Genomic DNA, 24,898 nt, shown 5'->3' with positions numbered 1-24,898 from the left:
TTGTATGGATTTACGACTGCTGCGCAGCCGAACGGGGGCAAGCCCCCTCGCCACAGGTATTGGGCTCGCTCTCAAAGCGATTTCCACAACGAATCAAAATCCTCTTGCGCCCCGACCACGCCGCTCCCCGCGGCGTTTTCGTTTTTACTGGCCTCCAGCGAGCGATAGGCAAACTGGTTAAAGCTGTTGGTGCTCGACACCCGTCGATCCAGCCCGGCGCGCCGTTCATGGCCGTTGGTGTTGATCAGTACCTTGTTACCTTCCTGGAACGGCAAGCGCGGGGCCAGCAGGGTGGCGGGCAAGTCGATGGCGCTGATGGCCGGCAGTAGAAGGCCGCGCAGGTACTGACTGTGATCGTCTCGGGTGCGCACCAATTGCAGGCCACAAGGCTCGGCGTAAGGTGCGACTTGCTCGATACCCATCTGCGTGCCGCCGCCGCGCACTTGGCGAATCCAGCGCACAACGGCGATGCTCCAACCCTGACCGGCAGAATCCTCAATACCGACCATTTCACCGGCCTGTAGCTCGGCGGGCACCGCACCGGGCCACGCCAGGCAATAACCGCCGGGGCTGTGATTGACCACCGGCAGCGCGTAAGTCGGGAAGTGCTGGTTACGGTCGCCAGCCTCGTGGCTGTCGTCGTTTTGCAGTTGCGGGTATTCAATTTCTTCGTAAGGCAGCAGGGCATCGCCGTTGCCACTGGGCGCGGCGTCGAAGGCATGACTCCAATTGTCTTTGCCTCCACCTGCCGGGGACGCCGCCGAAAACTGCGCCAGCCGCCCGGCGGGGTTTTTCAGGATGTCGCTGAAGGAGCGTTGCCCGCCCAGGTAAAAATGTAGCGCGCTCATGCCCACGCACAGGGTCAAGGTGCCATTGCCGACGGTGCGCTGGAAGCTGCGCTCGGCAGCCTGGCCCCACGCCGCGTGCAGGTGTTGCAGCGTATCCGGATTCAAGCCTGTCGGTACGGGCAGCGTGGAGGAATCGTTGCCTGGATTGAGCAGGCGGGCTTCGATGGCCGCCACCAGCGGCTGCGGATCAATCCCGAGCAAACCCTCCTGCTGCTCGGCGCGGAACTTGGCACGATAGCGCGGCCCGGTGTCGAGGTCCGGCGCGACAGCAAACAGCTCATCACCGGGGAGGCCGGGGTGCAGCTTGATCCATTTACTCCAGGGTTCCAGCACCTCGGCGAGCCGGGCGATCTGGTTCTGACGCAGTTGATTGCAGCGCGAGGCGCCCAACAGCAGGGCGGCGACGTAGGTGTTTTCGATGCTCAGGTCTGGCGTCTCACTGGCCAGTTCATCGCGCACACTGATGGTTTGCAGTCGATGCTCACAGCCGATTCGATACAACTGATGCAGCTCCAGCCAGACCCCTTCCGGCACCGGGCAGTAGAGCTGGGTGGCGCGGATCAACGGGCCGTTCAGGCAATGGATCGCCCGTTGCAGCGCCTGAGTGAGCAGCGGCGCGCGGTCCTTGCTGAAACGTGGCGCGATCCGCATGACGATCTGTTTGTAGCCGATCGCCAAATGGCTTTGCAGCGCCTGGCAGAGGTTGGCGATCTTGCGCGAGCGCTCGTCGAGGACAATCGCCTGATGCAGGAAATGCCGTTCCAGGTGCTTGCAGACGTAATACACCTCGGGTCGCAACAACTCGAGCAGTTGCAGGCGATTGTCGCTGGGCGTCAGCAATTGATTGAGTTCGCTCAGGCCCTGATACAACTGGCGAGCGGTTTCGCCAATGTTGGCTTTGGGCAGGTTGGCGATCCAGCGCTTGAGGTCGCGCGGGGTGGCTTCGCAGAACGACAGGCGTGACTGCGTCGGAATCGGTGCTCGCAGTAATAGCGGGGGGCTGGTCTCATTCATGCCGTGGAAAAGCTCCAACCGGGAAATGGGCAGTGAATGACCTGACTGTAGCACTTGCTGTCGCAAGGCGTACGTCGCGATGCCTGTGGCATATGCGCTTGGGTAGGAGCTGCCGAAGGCTGCGATCTTTTTCGCGAGGGCGCCGCAGACAAAGATCAAAAGATCGCAGCCTTCGGCAGCTCCTACGGGGGACGGTGTGGAGCGGGAAGCGCCGAACCCCTCGCGGGGTTCGGCTCAGCGGATCAGGCTTTTGGCAAACCCATGCCCTGGCCCATCTGCACTGGCGTGCCGGCCGCCAGCTCTTCAGCCCACTTCACTTGATCCGGCCCGAACAGCACGACAGCGGTCGAGCCCAGTTTGAAGCGACCCAGTTCCGCACCTTTCTCCAGATGGATCGGCGCACGGGCGGCTTCGTCGTAACGGAAGGTTTTCAGCTCGCGTTTCGGCGGCGTCACCAACCCGGCCCAAACGGTTTCAATCGACGCCACGATCATCGCGCCCACCAGCACCACGGCCATCGGCCCGCGCTCGGTGTCGAAAATGCACGCTACGCGCTCGTTGCGGGCGAACAGTTCCGGAACGTTTTCGGCGGTGGTCTGGTTGACCGAGAAGATCCGGCCCGGGATGTAGACCATTTCGCGCAGGGTGCCGGCCAGCGGCATGTGCACGCGGTGGTAATCCTTCGGCGACAGGTAAATGGTCGCGAAATCACCGCCCATGAATGGCGCGGCATTGGCGGCATCGCCACCCAGCAGTTCCAGAACGCTGAAGCTGTGGCCCTTGGCCTGGAACACGCGACCGTGTTCGATCGGGCCGAGTTGGCTGACCGCACCGTCGGCCGGGCTGAGGATCGCGCCCGGGGTTTCGTCCAGTGGACGCGCGCCGTCTTTCAAGGCGCGGGTGAAGAATGCGTTGAAGTGCTCGTAGGCAGTCAGGTCCTCGACCAGTGCCTGAGACATGTCCACTTGATAACGCTTGGCGAACCACGCAGTGAAGGCGTTCTTGAACCAGCGCACGCGGCATTCGGCAATGCAGCCGGCCAGTCGCGAGAGCAAGTGATGGGGCAGCAGGTATTGGCTGAGGATAAACAAACGCTTATTCATTAACTGTCCTTAAAAACCTTAAATCTCTACGGGGGTGTCGGGATGGTTGCCCCATTCGCCCCAGGAGCCGGCGTAGCCTTTGACCCGCGGATAACCGAGGGACTTGGCCACTAGATAGGTGAAGCCAGAACGGTGGTGAGTCTGGCAGTGGGTAATCACTTCTTTGTCTTTGCTGATGCCGAGTTGTTCGAGGATCTGTGGCATGTCGGTGCGGATGCGCAGGTGGCGCGCCTGATCCATGCCGGCAGTCCATTCGAAATTCACGGCACCCGGGATGTGCCCGGCCTTGGCCGCCAAGACCTTCTCGCCGGAGTACTCCAGCGGCCCACGGGCGTCCCAGATCGCCAGGTCCGCAGCGCCGAGACGGCTTTGCAGGTACTCGCGGGTGGCGGTGGGTTCGTCGTGCAGGGTCAAGGCAACCGGGCCGCCGACCGGGGCCGGAATCTGGATCGACATCGGCAAGCCTTCTGCCAGCCAGGCCGGAAGACCGCCGTCGACATAGTGGTATTTGCTGTGGCCAATGACATCCAGCAGCCAGATAAACCGGCCAGCCCAGCCGCCACCTTCGTCGTCATAAACGACGTAGACCGCATCAGGGTTGTGGCCCAGTTCGCCAAACAATGCTTCAAGGGAGGCGTGGGTCGGCAGCAAACCTGGCGCTGGCGCCTGACCGAGTTGCGTGCGTTTCGGATCGACAAAACGCGCACCGGGCAGGTGCCCTTCGGTGTAGCGGGCGCTGCTGGTCAGGTCCACCAGAATCAGATCGCGGGCGTCGAGACGCGGGAGCAAGTCGCTCGGCTCGATGACCAGCGGCAAGCCAGAGAAGTCAGACATGTGAGGTCTCCAGAGCACAAAGGGGAGGATTGTAGCGCAGCCTATTGGCCACGGGTGCTAAAGCTGTGGAGTGCCTTTTCAATGCACTGCGCGGTTTTGCCGAAGGCTTGCACGGTGATTTCCGAGAACGGCCCGCCGCCCTGATCCGCCACCACAATCATGATCACCCGGCCATTATTGACCAGTGAACGCAGCAACAGGTGTTCGCCGCCAAACTGTGAACGCAGGCCGGCAGGGAGCAGGGCCGAAAACTGGGCATTGTTGTCCGGCGTCAGGCGTACCTGGGCTTGCTGCGAGAGCAAGCGTTGCAGCACGTTGCTTTGGCTAACCGCAAAATTCAGCCCGGCGGCTTCTTTCGCCAGCCCGGCCGTTTGATGCACCCGCAGATTGGCGTGGGTGCGGTCGGCCATCAGGATCATCACCCGACGCATGCCGCAGGCCACCAGCGCATCCCGCGCCGAGGTGGTCAGGTGCATTGCATTGGTAAAACGGCTCGGCTCCACCAACAGTTCGGCGCATTGTTTGCGCCACTTTGTCAGATCTTCGGTGGTCGGTGCCGGGGCCGGCAGCAAACCCGCGTGAATGTGATTCATGCCCCACGGCCACAGTAGCGAAACCGCCGGGTGCCAGAGGTCCGGCATGGCGTGATGTCGGGCGCTGTTGGCGGCCTGTTGGTGCAATTGCTGTTGCACTTCATCCATCGAGATTTGCAGGTAAAGGCTGGTCAGGAACTGCCAGCGTTCACTGTGCGGACTGTCCCAGGCCTGTTGCGCCGACAGCGCCAGACCGTTGGCCAACAGCACGGTGTTAGCCGGTTGGTTGAGCCAGCGGCGCAGGGTTGGATCGTCGTCGAGGCGGTTTTGCTGACGCAACGGATGATCGCTGTCCCGGGCGATGCGTAGGACTTTCACCAGTTCCCGTTGCTCGTTGAGCAGCAGGCGATAGCCCTGTTGCACCCAGATCGGCAGGCGCCAGATATCCACCAGCGCCAGACAGATCTCCAGCAGGCGCACGCCGAACAATTGCTTTTCGACTTTGCGCGCCGACTCACCTTTATGGATGACTCGCAGTTCCCATTCTTCGAGCAACTGTGGATGGGTCAGCGCCATCGGCCACAGCGGCGAGAGAAACAGCAGGCTGCCCCAATGAATGTCCTGCCACAGCCGCGCCAGGCGACTGGCGAAAAAACCGTTGGCCTGTTGGGTCGCGTGCTGGCTGATCAGTTGCAATTGGCGCAGGGCCACCGGGATCTCGGCCTGAGGTACGGCGGGCAGGCGAGCGAGCAACTCTTCGGCACGTTTCAAACCGAGGCGGCTGAGCGCCACTTCAAGGTTTTCCGCTGGCTCGCTCATGCTGCCGTGGGTGTGGCGGTTGGCTTCGCGAATCACGCTCAAGGCCAGGGCCGGGCTGTCCTGGATCCGCTCGGCGATGTCGCGCAATGAGCTGCGACTATCGCGAATGGCTTTGCAGACCCGGTCATGACTCTCTTGCGGAACCGGCAGGCGCACTCCATCGAGAAGCTTGACCCAGCCTTCAAGAGTGGTCGGTTTTGGGGTTGGAACGTTCGTTTCGTTAGCCATGGCTGGACGGGATCATCATTGGCGGTAAACACGCCCGGCGCGGGCTAAATTGGCTTTTCGCCTGAACTGGCTATAGTCTGGCGCAGTTTTGCCGATAAGTAGAAGAAGAGATTTTTTAACTTCCGAATATGACCTTGAACCCGACTCAGTAAGTACTCTCCTACCTATGGCTAAAATTATCGGCATCATCGTCGTATTCGCGAGCGTGCTCGGCGGATACGTGCTTTCCCACGGCAAGATTGCCGCCCTGATCCAGCCTTTCGAGGTGATGATTATCGGTGGTGCGGCCCTTGGCGCATTCCTGCAGGCCAACCCCGGTTACATGACCCTGCACGTGCTCAAGAAATCCTTGGGCATGTTCAGTTCGCGCTTCAGCCACACCTTCTACCTTGAAGTGCTGGGCCTGATCTACGAGATCCTCAACAAGAGCCGCCGCGAAGGCATGATGGCCATCGAAGGCGACATTGAAGATGCCTCTGCCAGCCCGATCTTCGCCAAGTACCCGGCGGTACTGAAAGACGAACGCATGACCGCGTTTATCTGCGACTACTTGCGCATCATGTCGTCCGGCAACATGGCTCCCCATGAGCTTGAAGGCCTGTTCGACATGGAGCTCTACAGCCTTAAAGAAGACCTGGAACACCCATCCCACGCGGTAAACGGCATTGCCGACGCCATGCCGGGTTTCGGTATCGTTGCGGCGGTACTCGGTATCGTGGTGACCATGGCTTCCCTGGGCGAAGGCGACCAGAAAGCCATCGGCATGCACGTTGGTGCGGCGCTGGTCGGTACCTTCTTCGGTATTCTCGCGGCTTACGGTTTCTTCGGCCCGCTGGCTCACTCCCTGGCTCACGACGCCAAGGAAGAACTGAACGTCTACGAAGCCATCAAGGCATCCTTGGTCGCTTCGGCTTCCGGCATGCCGCCATCGCTGGCGGTGGAGTTCGGTCGCAAGGTTCTGTACCCGGCGCACCGTCCTAGCTTTGCCGAGCTGGAACAAGCCGTTCGCGGTCGCTAAGCCATGGAAAATAATCAGCCGATTATCATCAAGCGCGTCAAGCGCATTGCTGGCGGGCATCACGGGGGCGCTTGGAAAATCGCCTTCGCTGACTTCGCGACGGCGATGATGGCGTTCTTCCTGGTGTTGTGGCTGCTGTCCACTGCCACGCCGGAACAGAAGATCGCCATTGCCGGTTACTTCAAAGACCCGGTCGGCTTCTCCGAAAGCGGCACGCCGTACATCATCGATTTGGGCGGCACACCGACCCTGGCGCCGGAGAACACCCTCAACCCTGAGGTGAAATCCCAGCCGCAGCCGGACAAGGTGACGGTCGATACCGACCAGGTCGAAGGCATGGCCGAACAGGTCGAGAAAGAACGCCTGGAATTGCTGCTGCAAGAACTGCAGAACAAGGTCGAAGAGAACCCGCAGTTGCAGAAGTTCAAGGACCAGATCCTGTTCGAGATCACCCCGAACGGCTTGCGCATCCAGATCATGGACGCGGATAACCGGCCGATGTTCGACTCAGGTTCGGCTCGTCTGAAACCGTACTTCGAAGACATCCTGCTGGCCATGGCCGATACCATCAAAGCGGTGCCGAACAAGATCAGCATCAGCGGTCACACCGACGCCAAGCCGTACTCCGGCACTGGTGATTTCGGTAACTGGGAATTGTCGGCCAACCGTGCCAACGCCGCTCGCCGTGCGCTGGTTGCCGGTAGCTATCCGGATTCGCAAGTTGCACGTGTCGTCGGTTATGCCTCGTCGGCGTTGTTCGACCGGGAGCACCCGTTCAACCCGGTCAACCGTCGTATCGACATCGTTGTACTGACGAAGAAGGCTCAGGCCGCGATCGAAGGTTCACAAGGTGCCGAACCAGCGCCGACACCAGGGCAGGGCGCTCCGGGTGAAGCACCGCCGGCACCGGCCACACCGGTCGATCCGAATGCTGTGCCTGCGGACAAGCAACCGGTACCGGCTCATGAACTTCGTGAGCGTTTGAACCTGTTTGAAGATCCGGCGCCGAAGCCGGGTGATCCGGCCAAACCGGCGGAACCGCCCAAGCAGTGACCCACAACAATCAAGCCGACAGAGATGTCGGCTTTTTTGTGCTGCTTTCATTTTCAGCGTGGGCACGGTCCCTGTAGGAGCGAGGCTTGCCCGCGAAGGCGGCTTGGTAGCCGACCTGTCTTTTGCAGATGTACATCGATCAATTGTGGGAGCGAGCTTGCTCGCGATGGCGGCCTTCGAGTCGATCTATTTTTGGATGGTGTACATATCCGTTTCTGCGGTAACGGCTGCCTAAGGTTCCGCCCTTACGGCGGGCTACTTGGAAAAGCGCCAAGTAACCAAGCGCTTTTGCCCCTTTCGTTCGGTGCCTCGCCCAGGCTCGGCATGCCCTCGCTCCGGTCCTGCTCCGTGGGCCCGCCGCCATCGGCCATCCATGGCCGGGGGCGGCTAACCCGGCATCCATGCCGGGTTGCCCACTGCGCAGAACCTCCACTCGGCCTCTCGAGGGGGCGAACACCGCAACAGCACCGCGAGGCGGCCTGATAGCCGACCTGGTTGTCAGGTGGGTCGCGTTTTCCTGTTGGAAGCGGTTTGCTGGTGAGATTAGTAGTTGTAGGCGCGATCTGAAATTTCTTGCCGGGGCTGGACGCTGGAAAAAGCAGAGCCCTGAAACCAGAAAGCCGCGAGATGATCGCGGCTTTTTTTGGAGCACTTAAACCCTGTGGGAGCGGGCTTGCTCGCGAAGGGGCCATCAGCTTCAACATCAATGTTGACTGACATACCGCTTTCGCGAGCAAGCCCGCCTCCACAGGTTTCGTGCCGGTCTAGTAACTAGTCTCCGGCAAACTCGCAATAATCGACCGATAACTATTCATCCGCTGCTGCTGCACACGCCCGTCTTCCAACGCCTTGAGCAACGCGCAACCCGGTTCGCGGTCGTGCTTGCAGTCGCGAAAGCGGCAAGTACCGATCAAGTCGTTGAACTCGATGAAACCGGCTTCGACGTCGGCACGGCTGACGTGGCCGAGGCCGAATTCACGGATGCCCGGAGAGTCGATCAACTCACCGCCGCCGGGGAAGTGGAACAATCGCGCAGTGGTGGTGGTGTGAGTGCCTTGGCCGGACAGCTCGGACAACGGGCCGACGCGGGTTTCGACTTCCGGCAGCAGGCTGTTGACTAGCGACGACTTGCCGACGCCGGACTGGCCGACGAATACGCTGATGCGCCCGTCCAGTTGCTCCTGCAATTGCTCCATGCCGTTGCCGTGGTGGGCCGACACTTCCAGCACCGGGTAACCGAGCGTGCGGTAAACCGCCAGCAAGGCATTCAGCGCTGGGGCGTTCTGCTCGTCGATCAGGTCGAACTTGTTGAGCAGCAGCAGTGGACGAATCCCGGCGTGCTCAGCAGCGACCAGATAACGGTCGATCAGGTTGGCGTGGGGCTCAGGCAGCGGGGCGAAGACAATGACGATCATGTCGACGTTGGCCGCAACCGGCTTGAGCTGACCACGGCTGTCCGGGCGGCAGAGTTCGGTTTTACGCGGCAGTTGCGCCACGATCACCCCGATGCCCTGGTTGCCGGCACGCCAGACCACCTGATCGCCGGTCACCAGCGCCGGCAGGTTGGCACGCAAGTGACAGCGGAACACTTGGCCGGCCAGCTCACCGTCGAGCGCTTCGACTTCGACCTGCACACCGAAGTGCGCGATCACCAGGCCCGTCTGTTCCGGACCCAGGTCGCCGCCCTCAAGTGCCTCGACAGCCGAGGACTCGCGTTTGGCGGCGCGGGCAGCGCGTTCGCCCTGAATCTTTTCGATGCGCCAGTTTTGACGACGATTGAGTTGGCGTTTGGCCATGGGTGTTCCGTATCAAGAATGCAGCGATTAGGTAAAACGGCCGCGAGTTTAGCACGCCCGGCCGGTTGCCTAGGCTAAACTGCGCAGCATTGCCTAGGAGCCGACACATGCAAAACCCGCAGAATCTGATCTGGATCGATCTGGAAATGACCGGTCTGAACCCTGATACCGACGTTATCATCGAGATGGCGACCATTGTCACCGACAGTGATCTGAACACTTTGGCCGAAGGCCCGGTGATCGCCATCCACCACAGCGACGCGATCCTCGCCGGCATGGACGAGTGGAACACCCGTCAACACGGCGGCTCGGGCCTGACCCAACGGGTTCGCGATAGCCGCATCAGCATGGCCGAAGCCGAAGCCGAAACCATCGTCTTCCTGGAAAAATGGGTACCAAAGGGCAAGTCGCCGATCTGTGGCAACAGCATCTGCCAGGACCGTCGCTTCCTTTATACGCACATGAAATCTCTGGAAAGCTACTTCCACTACCGCAACCTCGACGTGTCGACGCTCAAAGAGCTGGCCGCACGCTGGGCGCCGGACGTGCGTGACAGCTTCAAAAAAGGCAGCACTCACTTGGCGCTGGACGATATCCGCGAATCGATTGCCGAGTTGCAGCACTACCGTAAGCATTTCATCAAGTTCTGATGTGGCGGCGTCTTGTGGCGAGGGGGGCTTGCCCCCGTTCGGCTGCGAAGCAGTCGTAAACCTGTGCATGCGGTATGACTGACGGGATGCAGGGGAGCGCTTCGCACTCCAACGGGGGCAAGCCCCCTCGCCACAGGCTTTCTGATTGCCCTCTTTTGGTGCCGCCACGAAATGGCTAGACTGCGCGCCCTCCTGCCAGGACCGCCACCATGTTGCTGATGCTCTACCTGATCGCCATTACCGCCGAAGCCATGACCGGTGCCTTGTCTGCCGGCCGTCGCGGCATGGACTGGTTTGGCGTGGTGCTGATCGCATGCGTCACGGCGTTGGGCGGCGGTTCTGTGCGTGACGTGCTGCTCGGTCACTACCCGCTGACGTGGGTCAAACACCCGGAATACCTGGTGCTGACCTCGGTCGCGGCGATGTTCACCGTCTTCACCGCCCGCTGGATGCGTCACCTGCGCTCGCTGTTTCTGGTGCTCGACGCCGTGGGTTTGGTCGCGTTCACGCTGATCGGCTGCATGACGGCGCTGGAAATGGGCCACGGCATGCTGGTGGCGTCGGTCAGCGGCGTGATCACCGGGGTTTTCGGCGGCATCCTGCGGGACATCTTCTGCAACGACATTCCGCTGATCTTCCGCCGCGAACTCTACGCCAGCGTCTCGTTTGCGGCGGCGTGGTGCTACATGCTTTGCATCTACTTGGAATTACCAGGTGAACAGGCAATTTTGATCACGCTGTTTGGTGGTTTTCTGCTGCGCTTGCTGGCGATTCGGTTTCACTGGGAAATGCCGAAGTTCGTCTACAACGACGAAGCCTGATCTACACACGGTTCCGCGTCCTACGCCAGTCCGTGTTGTTTCAGGGCCCACTCGACATGCTCACGCACCAGTTCTGACGGGTAATCCCTGCGCGCCTTCAACGCTTCCAGCACTGGAATACTCGACGGCGCATTCCCCAGGCCGACCGCCAGATTTCGCAACCAACGCTCATACCCGGCCCGGCGTAAGGGCGAACCCTCGGTACTGCTGAGAAACCGCTCCTCGTCCCACATGAACAGTTCGGCCAGTTCTGCGTTGTCCAGGTTGTGCCGTGGCTTGAAGTCGCTTTCGCCGGACGGACGGGCGAAGCGGTTCCACGGGCAAACGATCTGGCAGTCGTCGCAGCCGAACACCCGATTGCCGATCAGCGGTCGCAAGTCTTCCGGGATCGCGCTCTTCAGTTCGATGGTCAGGTAGGAAATGCAGCGCCGGGCATCCAGCACATACGGGCCGACGAAGGCGTTGGTCGGGCAGATGTCTAGGCACGCGGTGCAGCTGCCGCAATGTTCGGTAGCGTGGGGTGGGTCTTCCGGCAGTGGCAGGTCGACGAACAGTTCGCTGAGAAAGAAATAACTGCCGGCCTTTCGATTCAAGACCAGGGTGTTTTTGCCGATCCAGCCAAGGCCAGCCTTCTCGGCGATGGCTTTTTCCAGCACCGGGGCGCTGTCGACGAAGGCGCGGTAACCGAACGGGCCGATCACGGCCTGAATTTTTTCTGCCAGTTGTTGCACGCGTTTACGGATCAATTTGTGGTAATCGCGGCCCAAGGCATAACGCGATACGTAGGCTTTTTCCGGTTGGGCCAGTAATTGCGCCATTTGCGTGTCGCCGGGCAGGTAGTCCATGCGCAGGGACACTACACGCAACGTGCCGGGCACCAGTTCTTCCGGGTGCGAGCGTTTGCTGCCGTGGGCGCCCATGTATTCCATTTCGCCGTGGTAGCCGGCTTCGAGCCAGCGCTCCAGGTGCTGCTCATGCTCGGCCAGGTCCAGGCCGCTGATGCCGACTTGCTGAAAGCCCAGCTCGCGGCCCCAGTCCTTGATGGATTGGGCCAGGGCGGGGAGGTCTGTAGTAATAGCGGGCATGAGGCGAGAGAAACCGGAGCTGAGATGCGTATAATTCTGCCAGACATCGGAGCCCGAAGACGCATGCCGCACACTAAAGATGATTTACCCGACGCGCTGTACAGCTCCGCGCAAGTGCGTGGGCTCGATGCGAGCCTGATCGCGGCCGGCACGCCGGGCTTCGAATTGATGCAGCGTGCGGCCCGGGCGACCTGGCGTGCGCTGGTCCGCCAGTGGCCAACCGCGAACGAATTGACGGTGCTGGCCGGTCACGGCAACAACGCTGGCGACGGTTATCTAGTCGCAGTGCTGGCCCGGCGAGCCGGATGGACGGTGCGGGTGTTGACGGTCGGTGAACCTCAGCGTTTGCAAGGTGATGCGGCGTTGGCCCATGCCGAAGCCGTTTCTGAAAAAGTAATGATCGACGCCTGGAGCGCCAACGCCGAACTGCGCGGCATCATGCTGGATGCGCTGCTGGGCACTGGCCTGGCCGGTGAAGTGCGTGAGCCTTACGCCAGCGTCATCGCCGCGATCAATGCCAGCGGCCTGCCGGTGGCGGCGGTGGATATCCCGTCGGGGCTGTGTGCCGATACCGGTCGCGTGCTTGGCGCGGCCGTTCGGGCTGATCTGACCGTGACGTTCATCGGTCTGAAACTGGGACTGTTCACCGGTGATGCGGCGGACGTGGTGGGCGAGTTGGTTTTCAATGATCTGCACGCTGACCCGCAATTGATCGAAAGTGCCGCCATCAGCGCCCGTCGCCTGACGGCGAGTAACCTGCCGCGCCTGGCCGCTCGGGCGCCAACCTCGCATAAAGGCAAGTTCGGTCATGTGCTGCTGATCGGCGGTGATCGCGGTTTTGGCGGCGCGATCCTGCTGAGCGCGCAAAGCGCGTTGCGCAGTGGTGCCGGCATGGTGTCCGTGGCCACGCGCAGCGAACACGTTCCGGCCGCGCTGGCGAGAATCCCTGAAGCCATGGTGTTGGGCACTTCGTCGGCTAATCAGCTCATGGGATTGCTTGAAAAGGTGTCCGTGTTAGTCGTCGGTCCAGGCTTGGGTCAGGCGGCTTGGGGCAAAAGCTTGTTGTCTGCTGCTGCCAACGCGCCGTTGCCGCAAGTCTGGGACGCCGATGCGTTGAATATGCTGGCCGAAGAACAGGTGAAGTTGCCCGCAGATTGCATCATCACCCCGCATCCGGGCGAAGCGGCGCGGTTACTGGGCATGACCACCGCCGAAGTTCAGGCGGATCGTCCCGCCGCCGCTCACGCATTGAGCAAAAAATACACAGCTGTAGTGGTTCTAAAAGGTGCCGGCAGTCTGATCGCCAGCTCCGATGGGCGTTTGGCAGTTTGTCATCAGGGCCATCCGGCGATGGCCACCGCCGGTCTGGGCGATGTACTGGCCGGTCTGGTCGGTGCCTTGCTGGCCCAGGGCATGGCGGCGTTCGACGCCGCGTGCCTGGCGGTCTGGCTACACGCCAATGCCGGTGCACAGGAAGGTAAATCGGGCCGTGGGCTGGCGGCCAGTGATCTGATCCCAGCCATTCGTCAGTTGTTGGAGGAGCAAGCACCGTGTCTGAAATAATCCTGTACCTGGCGGATGAAGAAGCGATGACCGCGTTTGGCGCGCGGATTGCGCAAACCACCCAAGGGCATGGCCTGATTTTTCTCGAGGGCGATCTCGGCGCGGGAAAAACCACGCTGTCCCGTGGCATCATCCGTGGCTTGGGGCATGTGGGCGCGGTAAAAAGCCCGACCTTTACCCTGGTCGAACCCTATGAGATTGGCGACATCCGGGCCTTCCATTTTGACCTCTATAGACTGGTCGATCCGGAAGAGTTGGAGTACCTCGGCATCCGCGACTACTTCGACGACGATGCCATGTGTTTGATCGAATGGCCCCAGAAGGGTGCAGGGTTTTTGCCAAAGCCCGACCTGACCATTACCATTAGCCCGCAAGACAGCGGGCGTTCGCTGAAAATTTTGCCACAAGGCTCGCGTGGCGAGTCGTGGTGTGCCGCTTTGGCATTGGAAACCAATTAAATGATGGGGTCAGGTATGCGCTTTCGCGCGATGGTAGCTGCCGTAGGATTGTTGTTTTTGGCGGTGACCGTCGACGCTGTGGCCGATTCGAAGGTCAACAGCGTTCGCCTGTGGCGAGCACCGGATAACACACGACTGGTGTTCGACCTCTCGGGGCCTGTGCAGCACAGCGTGTTCACCCTGACTTCGCCGGATCGGCTGGTCATCGACATCAATGGCGCGACCCTCGGTGCGCCGTTGAAGGTCAACACCTCCAATACTCCGATTACTGCCATGCGTTCGGCCCAGCGCACGCCAACCGACTTGCGGGTGGTCATCGACCTGAAAAAAGCCGTCACGCCGAAAAGCTTCGTCCTGGCGCCGAACGCCCAGTACGGCAATCGCCTGGTGGTCGACCTGTTCGATAGCGCCGAAGCCGCCGCCCCCATTCCGCCGCCGCCGAGCAACGTCGCGACGGTGGCTCCGGTCCCGGTCACCCCAGTCGATCCTCCGGTGAAACTGCCGCCAGCTCCGGCCGGCAAGCGCGACATCGTTGTGGTCATCGATGCTGGTCATGGCGGTGAAGACCCGGGTGCCTCGGGCTCTCGCGGCCAGCATGAGAAAGACGTGGTATTGGCCATCGCCCGTGAGCTGCAGCGCCAGATCAGCGGCATGAAGGGCTACCGCGCCGAACTGACCCGTACCGGCGACTACTTCATCCCGTTGCGTGGCCGTACTGAAATCGCCCGCAAGAAAGGCGCCGACCTGTTCGTCTCGATCCACGCCGACGCCGCGCCTTCCGCCGCAGCCTTTGGTGCATCGGTGTTTGCCCTGTCAGATCGCGGCGCCACTTCGGAGACCGCCCGTTGGCTGGCCGATAGCGAAAACCGTTCTGACTTGATCGGCGGTGCCGGCAGCGTCAGCCTCGACGACAAGGACCGCATGCTCGCTGGCGTGCTGCTCGATCTGTCGATGACCGCTTCCCTGACCTCCAGCCTGGACGTTGGCCAAAAGGTCTTGAGCAACATTAGTCGCGTCACGCCGTTGCACAAACAACGCGTCGAGCAGGCTGGGTTCATGGTCCTGAAGTCGCCGGATATTCCGTCGATCCTGGTGGAAACCGGCTTCATCTCCAACGCTAATGAAGCGACCAAGTTGTCTGGAGCTAGCCATCAGCAGGCGCTTGCACGTTCCATCAGCGCCGGCGTCCGCCAGTTCTTCCAGCAGAACCCACCGCCGGGCACCTACATTGCCTGGCTGCGTGATTCCGGCAAGATCGCCCAAGGGCCGCGAGACCATCGCGTCAGCCCGGGCGAGACGCTGGCGATGATTGCCGTGCGTTATCAGGTGTCCCCGGCGACCCTGCGCAGCGCCAACAATCTGAAAAGCGATGAGCTGAAAATCGGCCAGACCCTGACCATTCCCGGCACTGAACTGGCGGCCAAAGAATGAACCAGGCGCTGACCAATACCGCTCGTATCGAGCTGCTTAGCCCGCGACTGGCGAACCAGATTGCCGCCGGTGAAGTGGTCGAGCGCCCGGCATCGGTGATCAAGGAGTTGCTGGAAAACAGCCTCGACTCCGGCGCCAAGCGCATTGATGTCGATGTCGAGCAGGGCGGCGTCAAGCTGCTGCGAGTGCGCGACGATGGCAGCGGTATTTCCGCCGATGACCTGCCGCTGGCCCTGGCGCGGCACGCCACCAGCAAGATTCGAAACCTCGAAGACCTCGAACAGGTGATGAGCCTCGGGTTTCGCGGTGAAGCCCTGGCGTCGATTAGCTCCGTGGCGCGCCTGACCCTGACGTCCCGCACCAAGGACGCTGATCAGGCCTGGCAAGTCGAAACCGAAGGTCGGGACATGGCACCCCGTGTGCAACCGGCCGCCCATCCAGTGGGCACCTCGGTGGAAGTGCGGGACCTGTTCTTCAACACCCCGGCCCGGCGCAAATTCCTCAAGACTGAAAAAACCGAATTCGATCACCTGCAAGAAGTGATCAAACGCCTGGCCTTGGCGCGATTCGACGTGGCGTTCCATTTGCGCCACAACGGCAAGACCATCCTCAGTCTGCACGAAGCTCATGATGATGCGTCCCGTGCCCGGCGTGTGGCGGCGATTTGCGGCGCGGGGTTCCTGGAGCAGGCGCTGCCGATCGAAATCGAGCGCAATGGCCTGCATTTGTGGGGTTGGGTCGGGTTGCCGACGTTCAACCGCAGCCAGGCAGACTTGCAGTACTTCTTTGTGAATGGCCGTGCCGTGCGCGACAAACTGGTGGCCCACGCGGTGCGCCAGGCCTATCGCGACGTGCTGTTCAACGGCCGGCACCCGACGTTCGTGCTGTTTTTCGAAGTCGATCCGGCGGGCGTTGACGTCAACGTGCACCCGACCAAGCACGAAGTGCGTTTCCGTGACGGGCGCATGGTTCACGATTTCCTCTACGGCACCTTGCACCGCGCCTTGGGCGATGTGCGGCCGGACGATCATCTGGCGGCACCCGTGGCGACGGCCATCGTCCGACCTACCGGCATCGATGCCGGTGAGTTCGGCCCGCAAGGCGAAATGCGTCTGGCGGCCAATGCCTTGCTGGAACAGCCGCAAGCGCAACCGTCGTTCAATACGGCGGCAGGTTCGGGTGCTGGCGCCGGATATCAGTATCAGTACACGCCGCGGCCTCAATCTGGCGTGCCGGTTGCGGAAGCCCAGGCGGCCTACCGCGAGTTCTTCGCGCCATTGCCCGAAGCCAACGCAGTAGCGCTGCCGGCCGGGCAGGACGACATTCCGCCACTGGGTTATGCGCTGGCGCAGCTGAAGGGCATCTATATCCTTTCGGAAAACGCCCAAGGCCTGGTGCTGGTGGACATGCACGCCGCTCACGAGCGGATCATGTACGAACGCCTGAAAGTCGCCATGGCCAGCGAAGGCCTGAGTGGCCAGCCGCTGCTGGTCCCGGAATCCCTGGCCGTGAGCCAGCGCGAAGCCGATTGCGCCGAAGAGAACATCGCCTGGTTCCAGCGGCTGGGCTTTGAATTGCAGCGCCTTGGTCCGGAAACCCTGGCGATCCGGCAGATCCCGGCACTGCTCAAGCAGGCGGAAGCCAACCGCTTGGTCAGCGACGTACTGGCCGACCTGATGGAATACGGCACCAGTGACCGGATTCAGGCGCACCTGAACGAACTGCTCGGCACCATGGCCTGCCACGGCGCGATCCGGGCAAATCGACGCTTGGCTTTGCCTGAAATGAACGGCCTGCTGCGGGACATGGAAAACACCGAACGCAGCGGTCAATGCAACCATGGCCGACCGACCTGGACCCAATTGGGCCTGGACGATCTGGACAAACTGTTCTTGCGCGGTCGTTGATGAGCCAGCTTCCTCCAGCGATTTTTCTGATGGGCCCGACCGCTGCGGGCAAGACCGATCTGGCTATCGAACTGACCAAAGTCCTGCCTTGCGAACTGATCAGCGTCGATTCGGCGCTCGTCTATCGCGGCATGGACATCGGCACTGCCAAGCCCTCCAAAGAACTATTGGCCGAATTCCCACACCGCTTGATCGATATTCTCGACCCGGCGCAGAGCTATTCGGCGGCGGATTTTCGTCGTGATGCTCTGGAGGCTATGGCCGAGATCACCGCGCGAGGCAAAATTCCGCTGCTTGTAGGCGGCACGATGCTCTACTACAAGGCTTTGGTCGAAGGCCTGGCGCAAATGCCGGCGGCCGATCCAGAGGTTCGCGCGCAAATCGAAGAAGAGGCTGCACGCCTTGGCTGGCAGGCCCTGCACGATCAATTGGCTCTGATTGATCCGGTCTCCGCCGCGCGAATTCACCCGAACGATCCCCAGCGTCTCAGTCGGGCACTGGAAGTTTATCGTGTCAGCGGTCAGAGCATGACCGAGCTGCGACTCAGACAATCTGCGCAAAGTACTGAAGCAGCCGCTTCGGGACTGCAACAATTGCCCTATACTGTCGCGAACTTGGCCATCGCTCCGGCTAATCGTCAGGTACTGCACGCCCGTATTAAACAAAGATTCACAAATATGTTGGAACAGGGATTCATCGACGAGGTCGTAGCCCTGCGTACGAGAAGTGACCTGCATTCAGGGTTGCCGTCTATACGCGCTGTAGGGTACCGACAAGTCTGGGATTACCTGGATGGCAAGCTGACGCAAGCCGAGATGCAGGAGCGGGGAATCATTGCCACGCGCCAATTGGCAAAGCGCCAGTTCACCTGGCTACGCAGTTGGGCTGATTTACACTGGTTGGACAGCCTCGATTGCGACAATCTGCCGCGCGCCTTGAAATACCTTGGGACCATCTCCATATTGAGCTGAGTCCTTGCAATTGCCGTCTATCCTTGGGGGTGTGACGGCTCAAGCCATCTGTTTACCTATTTTTTATATTGAATCCTTAAAGGAGTGCGGCACATGTCAAAAGGGCATTCGCTACAAGACCCTTACTTGAATACTTTACGTAAAGAGAAAGTTGGGGTTTCCATCTACCTGGTCAACGGGATCAAACTGCAAGGCACGATCGAGTCTTTCGACCAGTTCGTTATCCTGCTGAAAAACACCGTTAGCCAGATGGTTTACAAACACGCTATCTCTACAGTGGTGCCGGTTCGTCCAATTCGTCTGCCTAGCGCAACCGAATCCGAAGCAGGTGACGCTGAGCCAGGTAACGCCTGATAGGAGTCTCCTTTGTTCTTTGAGCGCCACGGTGGTGGTGAGCGAGTGATCCTCGTTCACTTGGATGGACAGGACCCTGAGGCGCGCGAAGATCCGCAGGAGTTTCAGGAGTTGGCTAATTCGGCCGGCGCCGAGACCGTTGCGTTTTTTAACGTGCCGCGTCATCGGCCAACCGCCAAATTCCTGATTGGCAGCGGCAAGGTCGAGGAGCTGCGCGACCTGGTCCATGCCGAAAAGGCAGATCTGGTCATCTTCAATCACATCCTCACGCCCAGTCAGGAACGTAACCTCGAACGTGTTTTCGAGTGTCGCGTGATCGACCGTACCGGTCTGATTCTCGATATTTTCGCCCAACGTGCCCGTACCCATGAAGGCAAGCTCCAGGTAGAACTGGCCCAGCTTGACCACATGAGCACCCGGCTGGTTCGTGGCTGGACCCACCTTGAGCGTCAAGGTGGCGGTATCGGTATGCGTGGCCCGGGTGAAACCCAGTTGGAAACCGACCGCCGTTTGCTGCGGGTTCGCCTGCGACAGATCAAGGGCCGGCTGGAAAAAGTGCGCAGTCAGCGCGAACAGTCGCGACGCGGCCGTTCGCGTGCGGATATTCCTACCGTGTCCCTGGTGGGGTATACCAACGCCGGCAAATCCACGCTCTTCAATAACGTGACGAAATCCGACGTGTACGCGGCTGACCAGTTGTTCGCCACGCTGGACCCGACCTTGCGCCGTCTGGAACTCGACGACCTGGGGCCGATTGTCCTGGCCGACACTGTGGGTTTCATACGCCACTTGCCCCACAAACTGGTCGAGGCGTTTCGGTCTACGCTCGAAGAGTCAAGCAACTCAGACCTGCTGTTGCACGTGATCGATGCGGCCGAACCGGATCGCATGTTGCAGATTGAGCAGGTGATGGTGGTGCTGGGTGAGATCGGAGCCCAGGACTTGCCGATCCTCGAGGTCTATAACAAACTCGATTTGCTTGAAGGCGTTGAGCCACAAATCCAGCGCGACGAAAACGGCAAGCCCCAACGGGTCTGGCTGTCGGCGCGTGATGGAAGTGGTCTGGAATTGCTTGAGCAAGCCATTGCCGAGTTGCTGGGCGGTGATTTGTTTGTGGGTACCTTACGCTTGCCGCAACGCTTTGCTCGACTGCGTGCGCAGTTTTTCGAGCTCGGCGCGGTACAGAAAGAAGAACACGACGAAGAAGGCATCTGCCTGCTGGCCGTTCGCTTGCCTCGGGTCGAGTTGAATCGACTGGTGAGCCGCGAAGGCCTGCAACCGATGGATTTCCTCGAGCAACACACTTTGCAATAAAAGCCTGAGAAAGCGGTTGTGCCGCGGTGACAGGCATTCTGTAGCATTGGTCGGCGCGCCGTGGGTGCGTCTTTGCTTTATCAGATGGAGAGCGCTATGGCTTGGAATGAGCCGGGTGGCAACTCGAATAATCAGGATCCTTGGGGTGGCAAGCGCCGCAATAACGGCGACCGCAAGGGACCACCGGATCTCGACGAGGCCTTCCGAAAGCTGCAGGAAAGCCTGAACGGGTTGTTCGGTGGTGGTAAGAAACGTGGTGACGACGGCGGTGGTTCGGGCAGGAGTGGCGGCTTCGGCGGCCTGCTCGGCATCGGCCTGGTCGTGCTCGCAGCCGTGTGGCTGTACAGCGCGGTCTACGTGGTCGACGAGCAGGAGCAAGCCGTTGTGCTGCGCTTCGGCAAGTACTACGAAACAGTCGGCCCGGGCCTGAACATCTACTTCCCGCCGATCGATAAAAAGTACATGGAAAACGTGACGCGCGAGCGTTCGTACACCAAGCAAGGCCAGATGCTGACCGAAGACGAGAACATCGTCGAAGTGCCGCTGACCGTGCAGTACAAGATCAGCAACCTGCAGGATTTCGTGCTGAACGTCGATCAGCCGGAAATCAGCCTGCAGCAAGCGACCGACAGCGCCTTGCGCCATGTGGTGGGTTCCACCGCGATGGATCAGGTCCTGACCGAAGGTCGTGAGTTGATGGCCAGCGAAATCAAGGAGCGTCTGCAACGCTTCCTCGATACCTATCGCACCGGTATCACCGTCACCCAGGTCAACGTACAGAACGCAGCGGCACCGCGTGAAGTCCAGGAAGCCTTCGATGACGTGATCCGTGCCCGTGAAGACGAGCAGCGTTCGCGCAACCAGGCTGAAACCTACGCCAACGGCGTCGTGCCGGAAGCCCGTGGTCAGGCCCAGCGTATCCTTGAAGATGCCAACGGTTACCGTGACGAAACGGTATCGCGCGCCAAGGGTGAGGCTGATCGCTTCACCAAACTGGTGGCCGAGTATCGCAAGGCACCCGAAGTTACCCGCCAGCGTCTGTACCTGGACACCATGCAGGAAGTCTTCACCAACACCAGCAAGGTTCTCGTGACCGGCAACAAGAATGGCCAGAGCAATCTGCTGTACTTGCCGCTGGACAAGATGATTCAGAACAGTTCAGGCGGTAATGCGCCGGTAACCGGTTCTGCCGCCGCCAATAGCAACACGGATGTCGCGCCGCATGTCACTGACTTGCCGCAAACGCGCACAAGGGAGACCCGCTGATGAGCAATAAATCGCTGATCGCCCTGATCGTTGGCGTCGTTGTGCTGCTGGTTGGCTGGAACTGCTTCTACATCGTGGCTCAGACCGAGCGTGCGGTGATGCTGCAGTTCGGTCGCGTGGTCCAGACTGATGTTCAGCCAGGCCTGCATGTGAAAGTGCCTTACGTTAACCAGGTGCGCAAATTCGACGCACGCCTGATGACACTGGATGCACCGACACAACGCTTCCTGACGCTGGAAAAGAAAGCCGTCATGGTTGACGCCTTCGCCAAGTGGCGCGTGAAAGATGCCGAGCGCTTCTACACCGCAACGTCCGGCCTCAAGCAGATTGCTGACGAGCGTCTGTCCCGTCGTCTGGAATCGGGCCTGCGTGACCAGTTTGGTAAGCGCACCCTGCACGAAGTGGTTTCCGGTGAACGTGACGCGCTGATGGCTGACATCACCGCTTCGCTGAACAAGATGGCGGAAAAAGAGCTGGGTATCGAAGTTGTCGATGTTCGGGTCAAGGCCATCGATCTGCCGAAAGAAGTAAACCGCAGTGTGTTCGAACGTATGAGCACCGAGCGTGAGCGTGAAGCTCGCGAGCACCGCGCCAAGGGTAACGAGTTGGCTGAAGGCATCCGTGCCGACGCTGATCGTCAACGCCGCGTGTTGCTGGCCGAAGCGTATCGTGAATCCGAAGAGGTTCGCGGTGACGGTGATGCCCAGGCTGCTGCGATCTACTCCAAGGCTTACGGCCAGGATCAGGAGTTCTACGGTTTCTACCGTAGCCTGCGTGCCTACCGTGAAAGCTTCGCGAACAAAACCGACGTCATGGTCCTCGACCCAAGCAGCGACTTCTTCCGTTATCTGGAAAAGTCCAAGCCTTGATACAACGTTGACCTGAATCATCCCCCGCCTGGCAGCTAAAACCTGCGGCGGGGTGATCCTTTGGGAAAACGTGTGTATGATGCGGCAGCCGGGAAATTCCCGGCTTTTTTGCGTCTGCACGTTTGATTGCGGTTTTTTGGCAGGCGTCCGAGTTGAATGACTCGACCGGTTTTTCGAGGAAAGTGATTGGCGAAGCCGGTTTCAGGCTTTTCGCCACGTCGTTCATGCGCGTGGTTTGCACATGAGCCGATCATTTTCTGCTTCACTCAAGGCTCGCCCAACGGCTGGCCGCCCGGATCATAGGGGAATGGCGTAATGGCAACGGTAGACCGCTGGCTGCTGCCAGATGGCATCGAAGAAGTACTGCCACCAGAAGCGGCGCGCATTGAAGTAGCGCGCCGCCAGGTGTTGGATCTGTTCCAGAGCTGGGGTTACGAGTTTGTCGTGACTCCCCATATCGAGTACCTGGAATCCCTGCTGACCGGCGCGGGCCAGGACCTGGATCTGCGTACCTTCAAGGTCATCGACCCGCAATCGGGCCGGCAGATGGGTTTCCGTGCGGACATCACGCCGCAAGTGGCGCGCATCGATGCGCACACCCTGCGTCGCGAAGGCCCGAGCCGTCTGTGCTATGCCGGCAGCGTGCTGCATGCTCAGCCGCGGGCGTTGTCGTCTTCGCGCAGCCCGATCCAGTTGGGCGCCGAGTTGTACGGCGACGCCAGCCCGAGCAGCGACGTGGAAGTTATCAGCCTGATGCTGGCCATGCTGCAACTGGCCGATGTGCCAGACGTGCACATGGACCTCGGTCATGTAGGCATCTACCGTGGCCTGGCCCGCGCCGCCGGTTTGTCCGGTGAAGTCGAGCAACAATTGTTCGACGCATTGCAACGCAAGGCTATCGACGAGGTCATTACCTTGACCGAAGGCCTGCCTGCCGATCTGTCGGGCATGTTGCGAGCGCTGGTCGACCTGTGTGGCGGCCGTGAAGTGTTGAGCGCTGCCCGTGAGCGTCTGGCCAATGCGCCGGCGCCGGTACTGGCTGCGCTGGAAGACTTGCTGGCGATTGCCGACCGTCTGTCCACGCGTTTCCCGGAATTACCGCTTTACTTCGATCTGGGCGAACTGCGCGGCTATCACTACCACACCGGTGTGGTGTTCGCGGTGTTCGTACCGGGTGTTGGCCAATCCATTGCCCAGGGCGGTCGTTACGACGACATCGGCGCCGACTTCGGTCGTGCCCGCCCGGCAACGGGTTTCTCTACCGATTTAAAAACCCTGGTGACCCTGGGGCGTGCTGAGATCGAGCTACCGTCTGGCGGTATCTGGATGCCTGACAGTACGGATGCGGCACTCTGGCAGCAGGTTTGTCAGTTGCGCAGTGAGGGTCAGCGTGTCGTTCAGGCGTTGCCTGGGCAACCATTGGCCGCCGCCCGTGAAGCGGACTGCGACCGGCAATTGATTCAGCAGAACGGGCTTTGGCAAGTATTGCCGCTGGCTTCTTGAGTTTTCCTGCCGGCGGCTGCCGGCACCAAGTTTGCGCGAATGAGGACAAGTGTTATGGGTAAGAATGTCGTAGTCCTGGGCACCCAATGGGGTGATGAGGGCAAAGGCAAGATCGTTGATCTGCTGACCGAACATGCTGCCGCCGTAGTGCGCTACCAAGGTGGCCACAACGCTGGCCACACCCTGGTGATCGACGGCGAAAAAACCGTCTTGCACCTGATCCCGTCGGGCGTGCTGCGCGAAGGCGTGCAGTGCCTGATCGGCAACGGCGTGGTGGTTGCACCGGACGCTCTGCTGCGCGAGATCATCAAGCTGGAAGAGAAAGGTGTACCGGTGCGCGAGCGCCTGCGTATCAGCCCTTCCTGCCCGCTGATCCTGTCCTATCACGTTGCGCTGGACCAGGCGCGTGAAAAGGCCCGCGGCGAGCTGAAGATCGGCACCACCGGTCGCGGCATCGGCCCGGCTTACGAAGACAAGGTTGCCCGTCGCGGTCTGCGCATCGGTGACCTGTTCCACCGTGAGCGTTTCGCCGCCAAGCTGGGCGAGTTGCTGGATTACCACAACTTCGTTCTGGTCAATTACTACAAAGAGCCAGCGATCGACTTCCAGAAAACACTCGACGAGTGCATGGAATACGCCGAGCTGCTCAAGCCGATGATGCTCGACGTCACCGCCGAGCTGCACGAGCTGCGTCGTGCTGGCAAAGACATCATGTTCGAAGGCGCCCAAGGCTCCCTGCTGGACATCGACCACGGGACCTACCCGTACGTCACCAGCTCCAACACCACTGCGGGCGGCATCGCTACCGGTTCGGGTTTTGGTCCGATGTACCTGGATTACATCCTCGGCATCACCAAGGCCTACACCACTCGCGTGGGTTCGGGTCCGTTCCCGACTGAGCTGTTCGACGACGTTGGCGCGTTCCTGGCCAAGCGTGGCCACGAGTTCGGTGCTACCACCGGCCGTGCCCGTCGTTGCGGCTGGTTCGACGCCGTTATCCTGCGTCGCGCTATCGACGTCAACAGCATCTCGGGCCTGTGCCTGACCAAGCTGGACGTGCTGGACGGTCTGGAAACCATCAACATCTGTGTTGGCTACAAGAACCAGGATGGTGCAGTGATCGACGCACCGACCGACGCCGACAGCTACATCGGCCTCGAGCCAGTGTACGAAGAGATGCCAGGCTGGACCGAATCCACCGTCGGTGCCAAGACCCTGGAAGAGCTGCCGCAAGCTGCTCGTAACTACATCAAACGCGTCGAAGAGTTGGTCGGCGCGCCGATTGACATTATTTCGACGGGCCCGGACCGCAACGAGACCATCGTTTTGCGTCACCCGTTCGCTTAATAAGTCGTTGATGTAAAACACAAAGGCCCCTTAATTGGGGCCTTTGTCGTTTATGCCTGCAGGACGGCACAACCTTTGCTGTAATTATCCCTTCTGGCGTGCCATCAATTTAA

At 60.6% G+C, this 24,898-nt stretch carries 21 protein-coding genes; 15 read left to right on the top strand and 6 right to left on the bottom strand.

Annotated features, from left to right (window positions below):
• Window positions 1-71: 71 nt before the first annotated feature.
• The 4 genes from AC1MEW_RS00420 to AC1MEW_RS00405 all read right to left on the bottom strand — a co-directional run bounded on the left by AC1MEW_RS00420 (window position 72) and on the right by AC1MEW_RS00405 (window position 5,379).
• Window positions 72-1,862, bottom strand: coding sequence for a molecular chaperone (locus tag AC1MEW_RS00420; RefSeq protein WP_323570353.1), 1,791 nt, complete (start codon window positions 1,860-1,862; stop codon window positions 72-74).
• Between the two features lie 242 nt (window positions 1,863-2,104).
• Window positions 2,105-2,965: an archaetidylserine decarboxylase gene (gene asd, locus AC1MEW_RS00415; protein ID WP_480425128.1), complete on the bottom strand. Its 861-nt coding sequence runs from the start codon at window positions 2,963-2,965 to the stop codon at window positions 2,105-2,107.
• A gap of 18 nt (window positions 2,966-2,983) precedes the next feature.
• Window positions 2,984-3,799: a thiosulfate sulfurtransferase gene (gene rhdA / locus AC1MEW_RS00410; protein WP_201200109.1), complete on the bottom strand. Its 816-nt coding sequence runs from the start codon at window positions 3,797-3,799 to the stop codon at window positions 2,984-2,986.
• Window positions 3,800-3,840: 41 nt separating this feature from the next.
• On the bottom strand, window positions 3,841-5,379 hold the full coding sequence (locus AC1MEW_RS00405) for an HDOD domain-containing protein (protein WP_201200110.1): 1,539 nt from the start codon (window positions 5,377-5,379) through the stop codon (window positions 3,841-3,843).
• A gap of 166 nt (window positions 5,380-5,545) precedes the next feature.
• Between AC1MEW_RS00405 and motA the strand changes: the two genes are divergently transcribed.
• Complete coding sequence (gene motA, locus AC1MEW_RS00400) at window positions 5,546-6,397, top strand: flagellar motor stator protein MotA (protein WP_201200111.1); 852 nt, start codon at window positions 5,546-5,548, stop codon at window positions 6,395-6,397.
• Between the two features lie 3 nt (window positions 6,398-6,400).
• On the top strand, window positions 6,401-7,450 hold the full coding sequence (motB, locus tag AC1MEW_RS00395) for a flagellar motor protein MotB (protein WP_201257196.1): 1,050 nt from the start codon (window positions 6,401-6,403) through the stop codon (window positions 7,448-7,450).
• A 764-nt stretch (window positions 7,451-8,214) separates the two neighbouring features.
• Here the strand turns inward: motB and rsgA are convergent.
• The gene (gene rsgA / locus AC1MEW_RS00390; RefSeq protein ID WP_201115147.1) at window positions 8,215-9,246 is read right to left on the bottom strand and encodes a small ribosomal subunit biogenesis GTPase RsgA; all 1,032 of its coding nucleotides are present in this window, start codon (window positions 9,244-9,246) and stop codon (window positions 8,215-8,217) included.
• 107 nt (window positions 9,247-9,353) lie between these two features.
• On the opposite strand from rsgA, the gene orn reads away from it, so the two are divergent.
• The gene (orn, locus tag AC1MEW_RS00385; RefSeq protein ID WP_201200115.1) at window positions 9,354-9,896 is read left to right on the top strand and encodes an oligoribonuclease; all 543 of its coding nucleotides are present in this window, start codon (window positions 9,354-9,356) and stop codon (window positions 9,894-9,896) included.
• 209 nt (window positions 9,897-10,105) lie between these two features.
• A complete protein-coding gene (locus tag AC1MEW_RS00380; RefSeq protein WP_201200116.1) occupies window positions 10,106-10,717 on the top strand; it encodes a trimeric intracellular cation channel family protein in 612 nt (203 codons plus the stop codon).
• Between the two features lie 20 nt (window positions 10,718-10,737).
• Here the strand turns inward: AC1MEW_RS00380 and queG are convergent, their stop codons facing one another.
• Window positions 10,738-11,802 (bottom strand): tRNA epoxyqueuosine(34) reductase QueG, encoded by a 1,065-nt coding sequence (gene queG / locus AC1MEW_RS00375; protein WP_480425125.1) that lies wholly within the window; start codon window positions 11,800-11,802, stop codon window positions 10,738-10,740.
• 63 nt (window positions 11,803-11,865) lie between these two features.
• On the opposite strand from queG, the gene AC1MEW_RS00370 reads away from it, so the two are divergent.
• From AC1MEW_RS00370 to AC1MEW_RS00320, 11 genes are all read left to right on the top strand, one after another.
• Complete coding sequence (locus AC1MEW_RS00370; protein WP_480425124.1) at window positions 11,866-13,365, top strand: NAD(P)H-hydrate dehydratase; 1,500 nt, start codon at window positions 11,866-11,868, stop codon at window positions 13,363-13,365.
• A complete protein-coding gene (gene tsaE, locus AC1MEW_RS00365) occupies window positions 13,353-13,823 on the top strand; it encodes a tRNA (adenosine(37)-N6)-threonylcarbamoyltransferase complex ATPase subunit type 1 TsaE (RefSeq protein ID WP_201200122.1) in 471 nt (156 codons plus the stop codon). The genes AC1MEW_RS00370 and tsaE overlap by 13 nt, the downstream gene beginning before the upstream one ends.
• Window positions 13,824-15,254, top strand: coding sequence for an N-acetylmuramoyl-L-alanine amidase (locus AC1MEW_RS00360; protein ID WP_274610060.1), 1,431 nt, complete (start codon window positions 13,824-13,826; stop codon window positions 15,252-15,254). It abuts the gene before it with no gap.
• Complete coding sequence (gene mutL / locus AC1MEW_RS00355) at window positions 15,251-17,161, top strand: DNA mismatch repair endonuclease MutL (RefSeq protein ID WP_416195305.1); 1,911 nt, start codon at window positions 15,251-15,253, stop codon at window positions 17,159-17,161. The genes AC1MEW_RS00360 and mutL overlap by 4 nt, the downstream gene beginning before the upstream one ends.
• Complete coding sequence (gene miaA, locus AC1MEW_RS00350; RefSeq protein ID WP_201200123.1) at window positions 17,161-18,132, top strand: tRNA (adenosine(37)-N6)-dimethylallyltransferase MiaA; 972 nt, start codon at window positions 17,161-17,163, stop codon at window positions 18,130-18,132. Before mutL ends, miaA begins: the two co-directional genes overlap by 1 nt.
• A gap of 93 nt (window positions 18,133-18,225) precedes the next feature.
• Window positions 18,226-18,486 (top strand): RNA chaperone Hfq, encoded by a 261-nt coding sequence (gene hfq, locus AC1MEW_RS00345; RefSeq protein WP_007902656.1) that lies wholly within the window; start codon window positions 18,226-18,228, stop codon window positions 18,484-18,486.
• A 12-nt stretch (window positions 18,487-18,498) separates the two neighbouring features.
• Window positions 18,499-19,800 (top strand): ribosome rescue GTPase HflX, encoded by a 1,302-nt coding sequence (gene hflX / locus AC1MEW_RS00340; protein WP_201200127.1) that lies wholly within the window; start codon window positions 18,499-18,501, stop codon window positions 19,798-19,800.
• 96 nt (window positions 19,801-19,896) lie between these two features.
• Window positions 19,897-21,066: an FtsH protease activity modulator HflK gene (hflK, locus tag AC1MEW_RS00335; RefSeq protein WP_201200130.1), complete on the top strand. Its 1,170-nt coding sequence runs from the start codon at window positions 19,897-19,899 to the stop codon at window positions 21,064-21,066.
• Window positions 21,066-21,935: a protease modulator HflC gene (gene hflC, locus AC1MEW_RS00330; RefSeq protein ID WP_201200133.1), complete on the top strand. Its 870-nt coding sequence runs from the start codon at window positions 21,066-21,068 to the stop codon at window positions 21,933-21,935. Before hflK ends, hflC begins: the two co-directional genes overlap by 1 nt.
• A gap of 315 nt (window positions 21,936-22,250) precedes the next feature.
• A complete protein-coding gene (locus tag AC1MEW_RS00325) occupies window positions 22,251-23,438 on the top strand; it encodes an ATP phosphoribosyltransferase regulatory subunit (RefSeq protein WP_201200135.1) in 1,188 nt (395 codons plus the stop codon).
• Window positions 23,439-23,492: 54 nt separating this feature from the next.
• The gene (locus AC1MEW_RS00320; RefSeq protein ID WP_010464193.1) at window positions 23,493-24,785 is read left to right on the top strand and encodes an adenylosuccinate synthase; all 1,293 of its coding nucleotides are present in this window, start codon (window positions 23,493-23,495) and stop codon (window positions 24,783-24,785) included.
• The last annotated feature ends 113 nt before the right edge of the window (window positions 24,786-24,898 follow it).

The organism is Pseudomonas sp. ASL4 (genome assembly GCF_056680395.1).
This window is presented reverse-complemented; position numbering and strand designations above follow the sequence as displayed.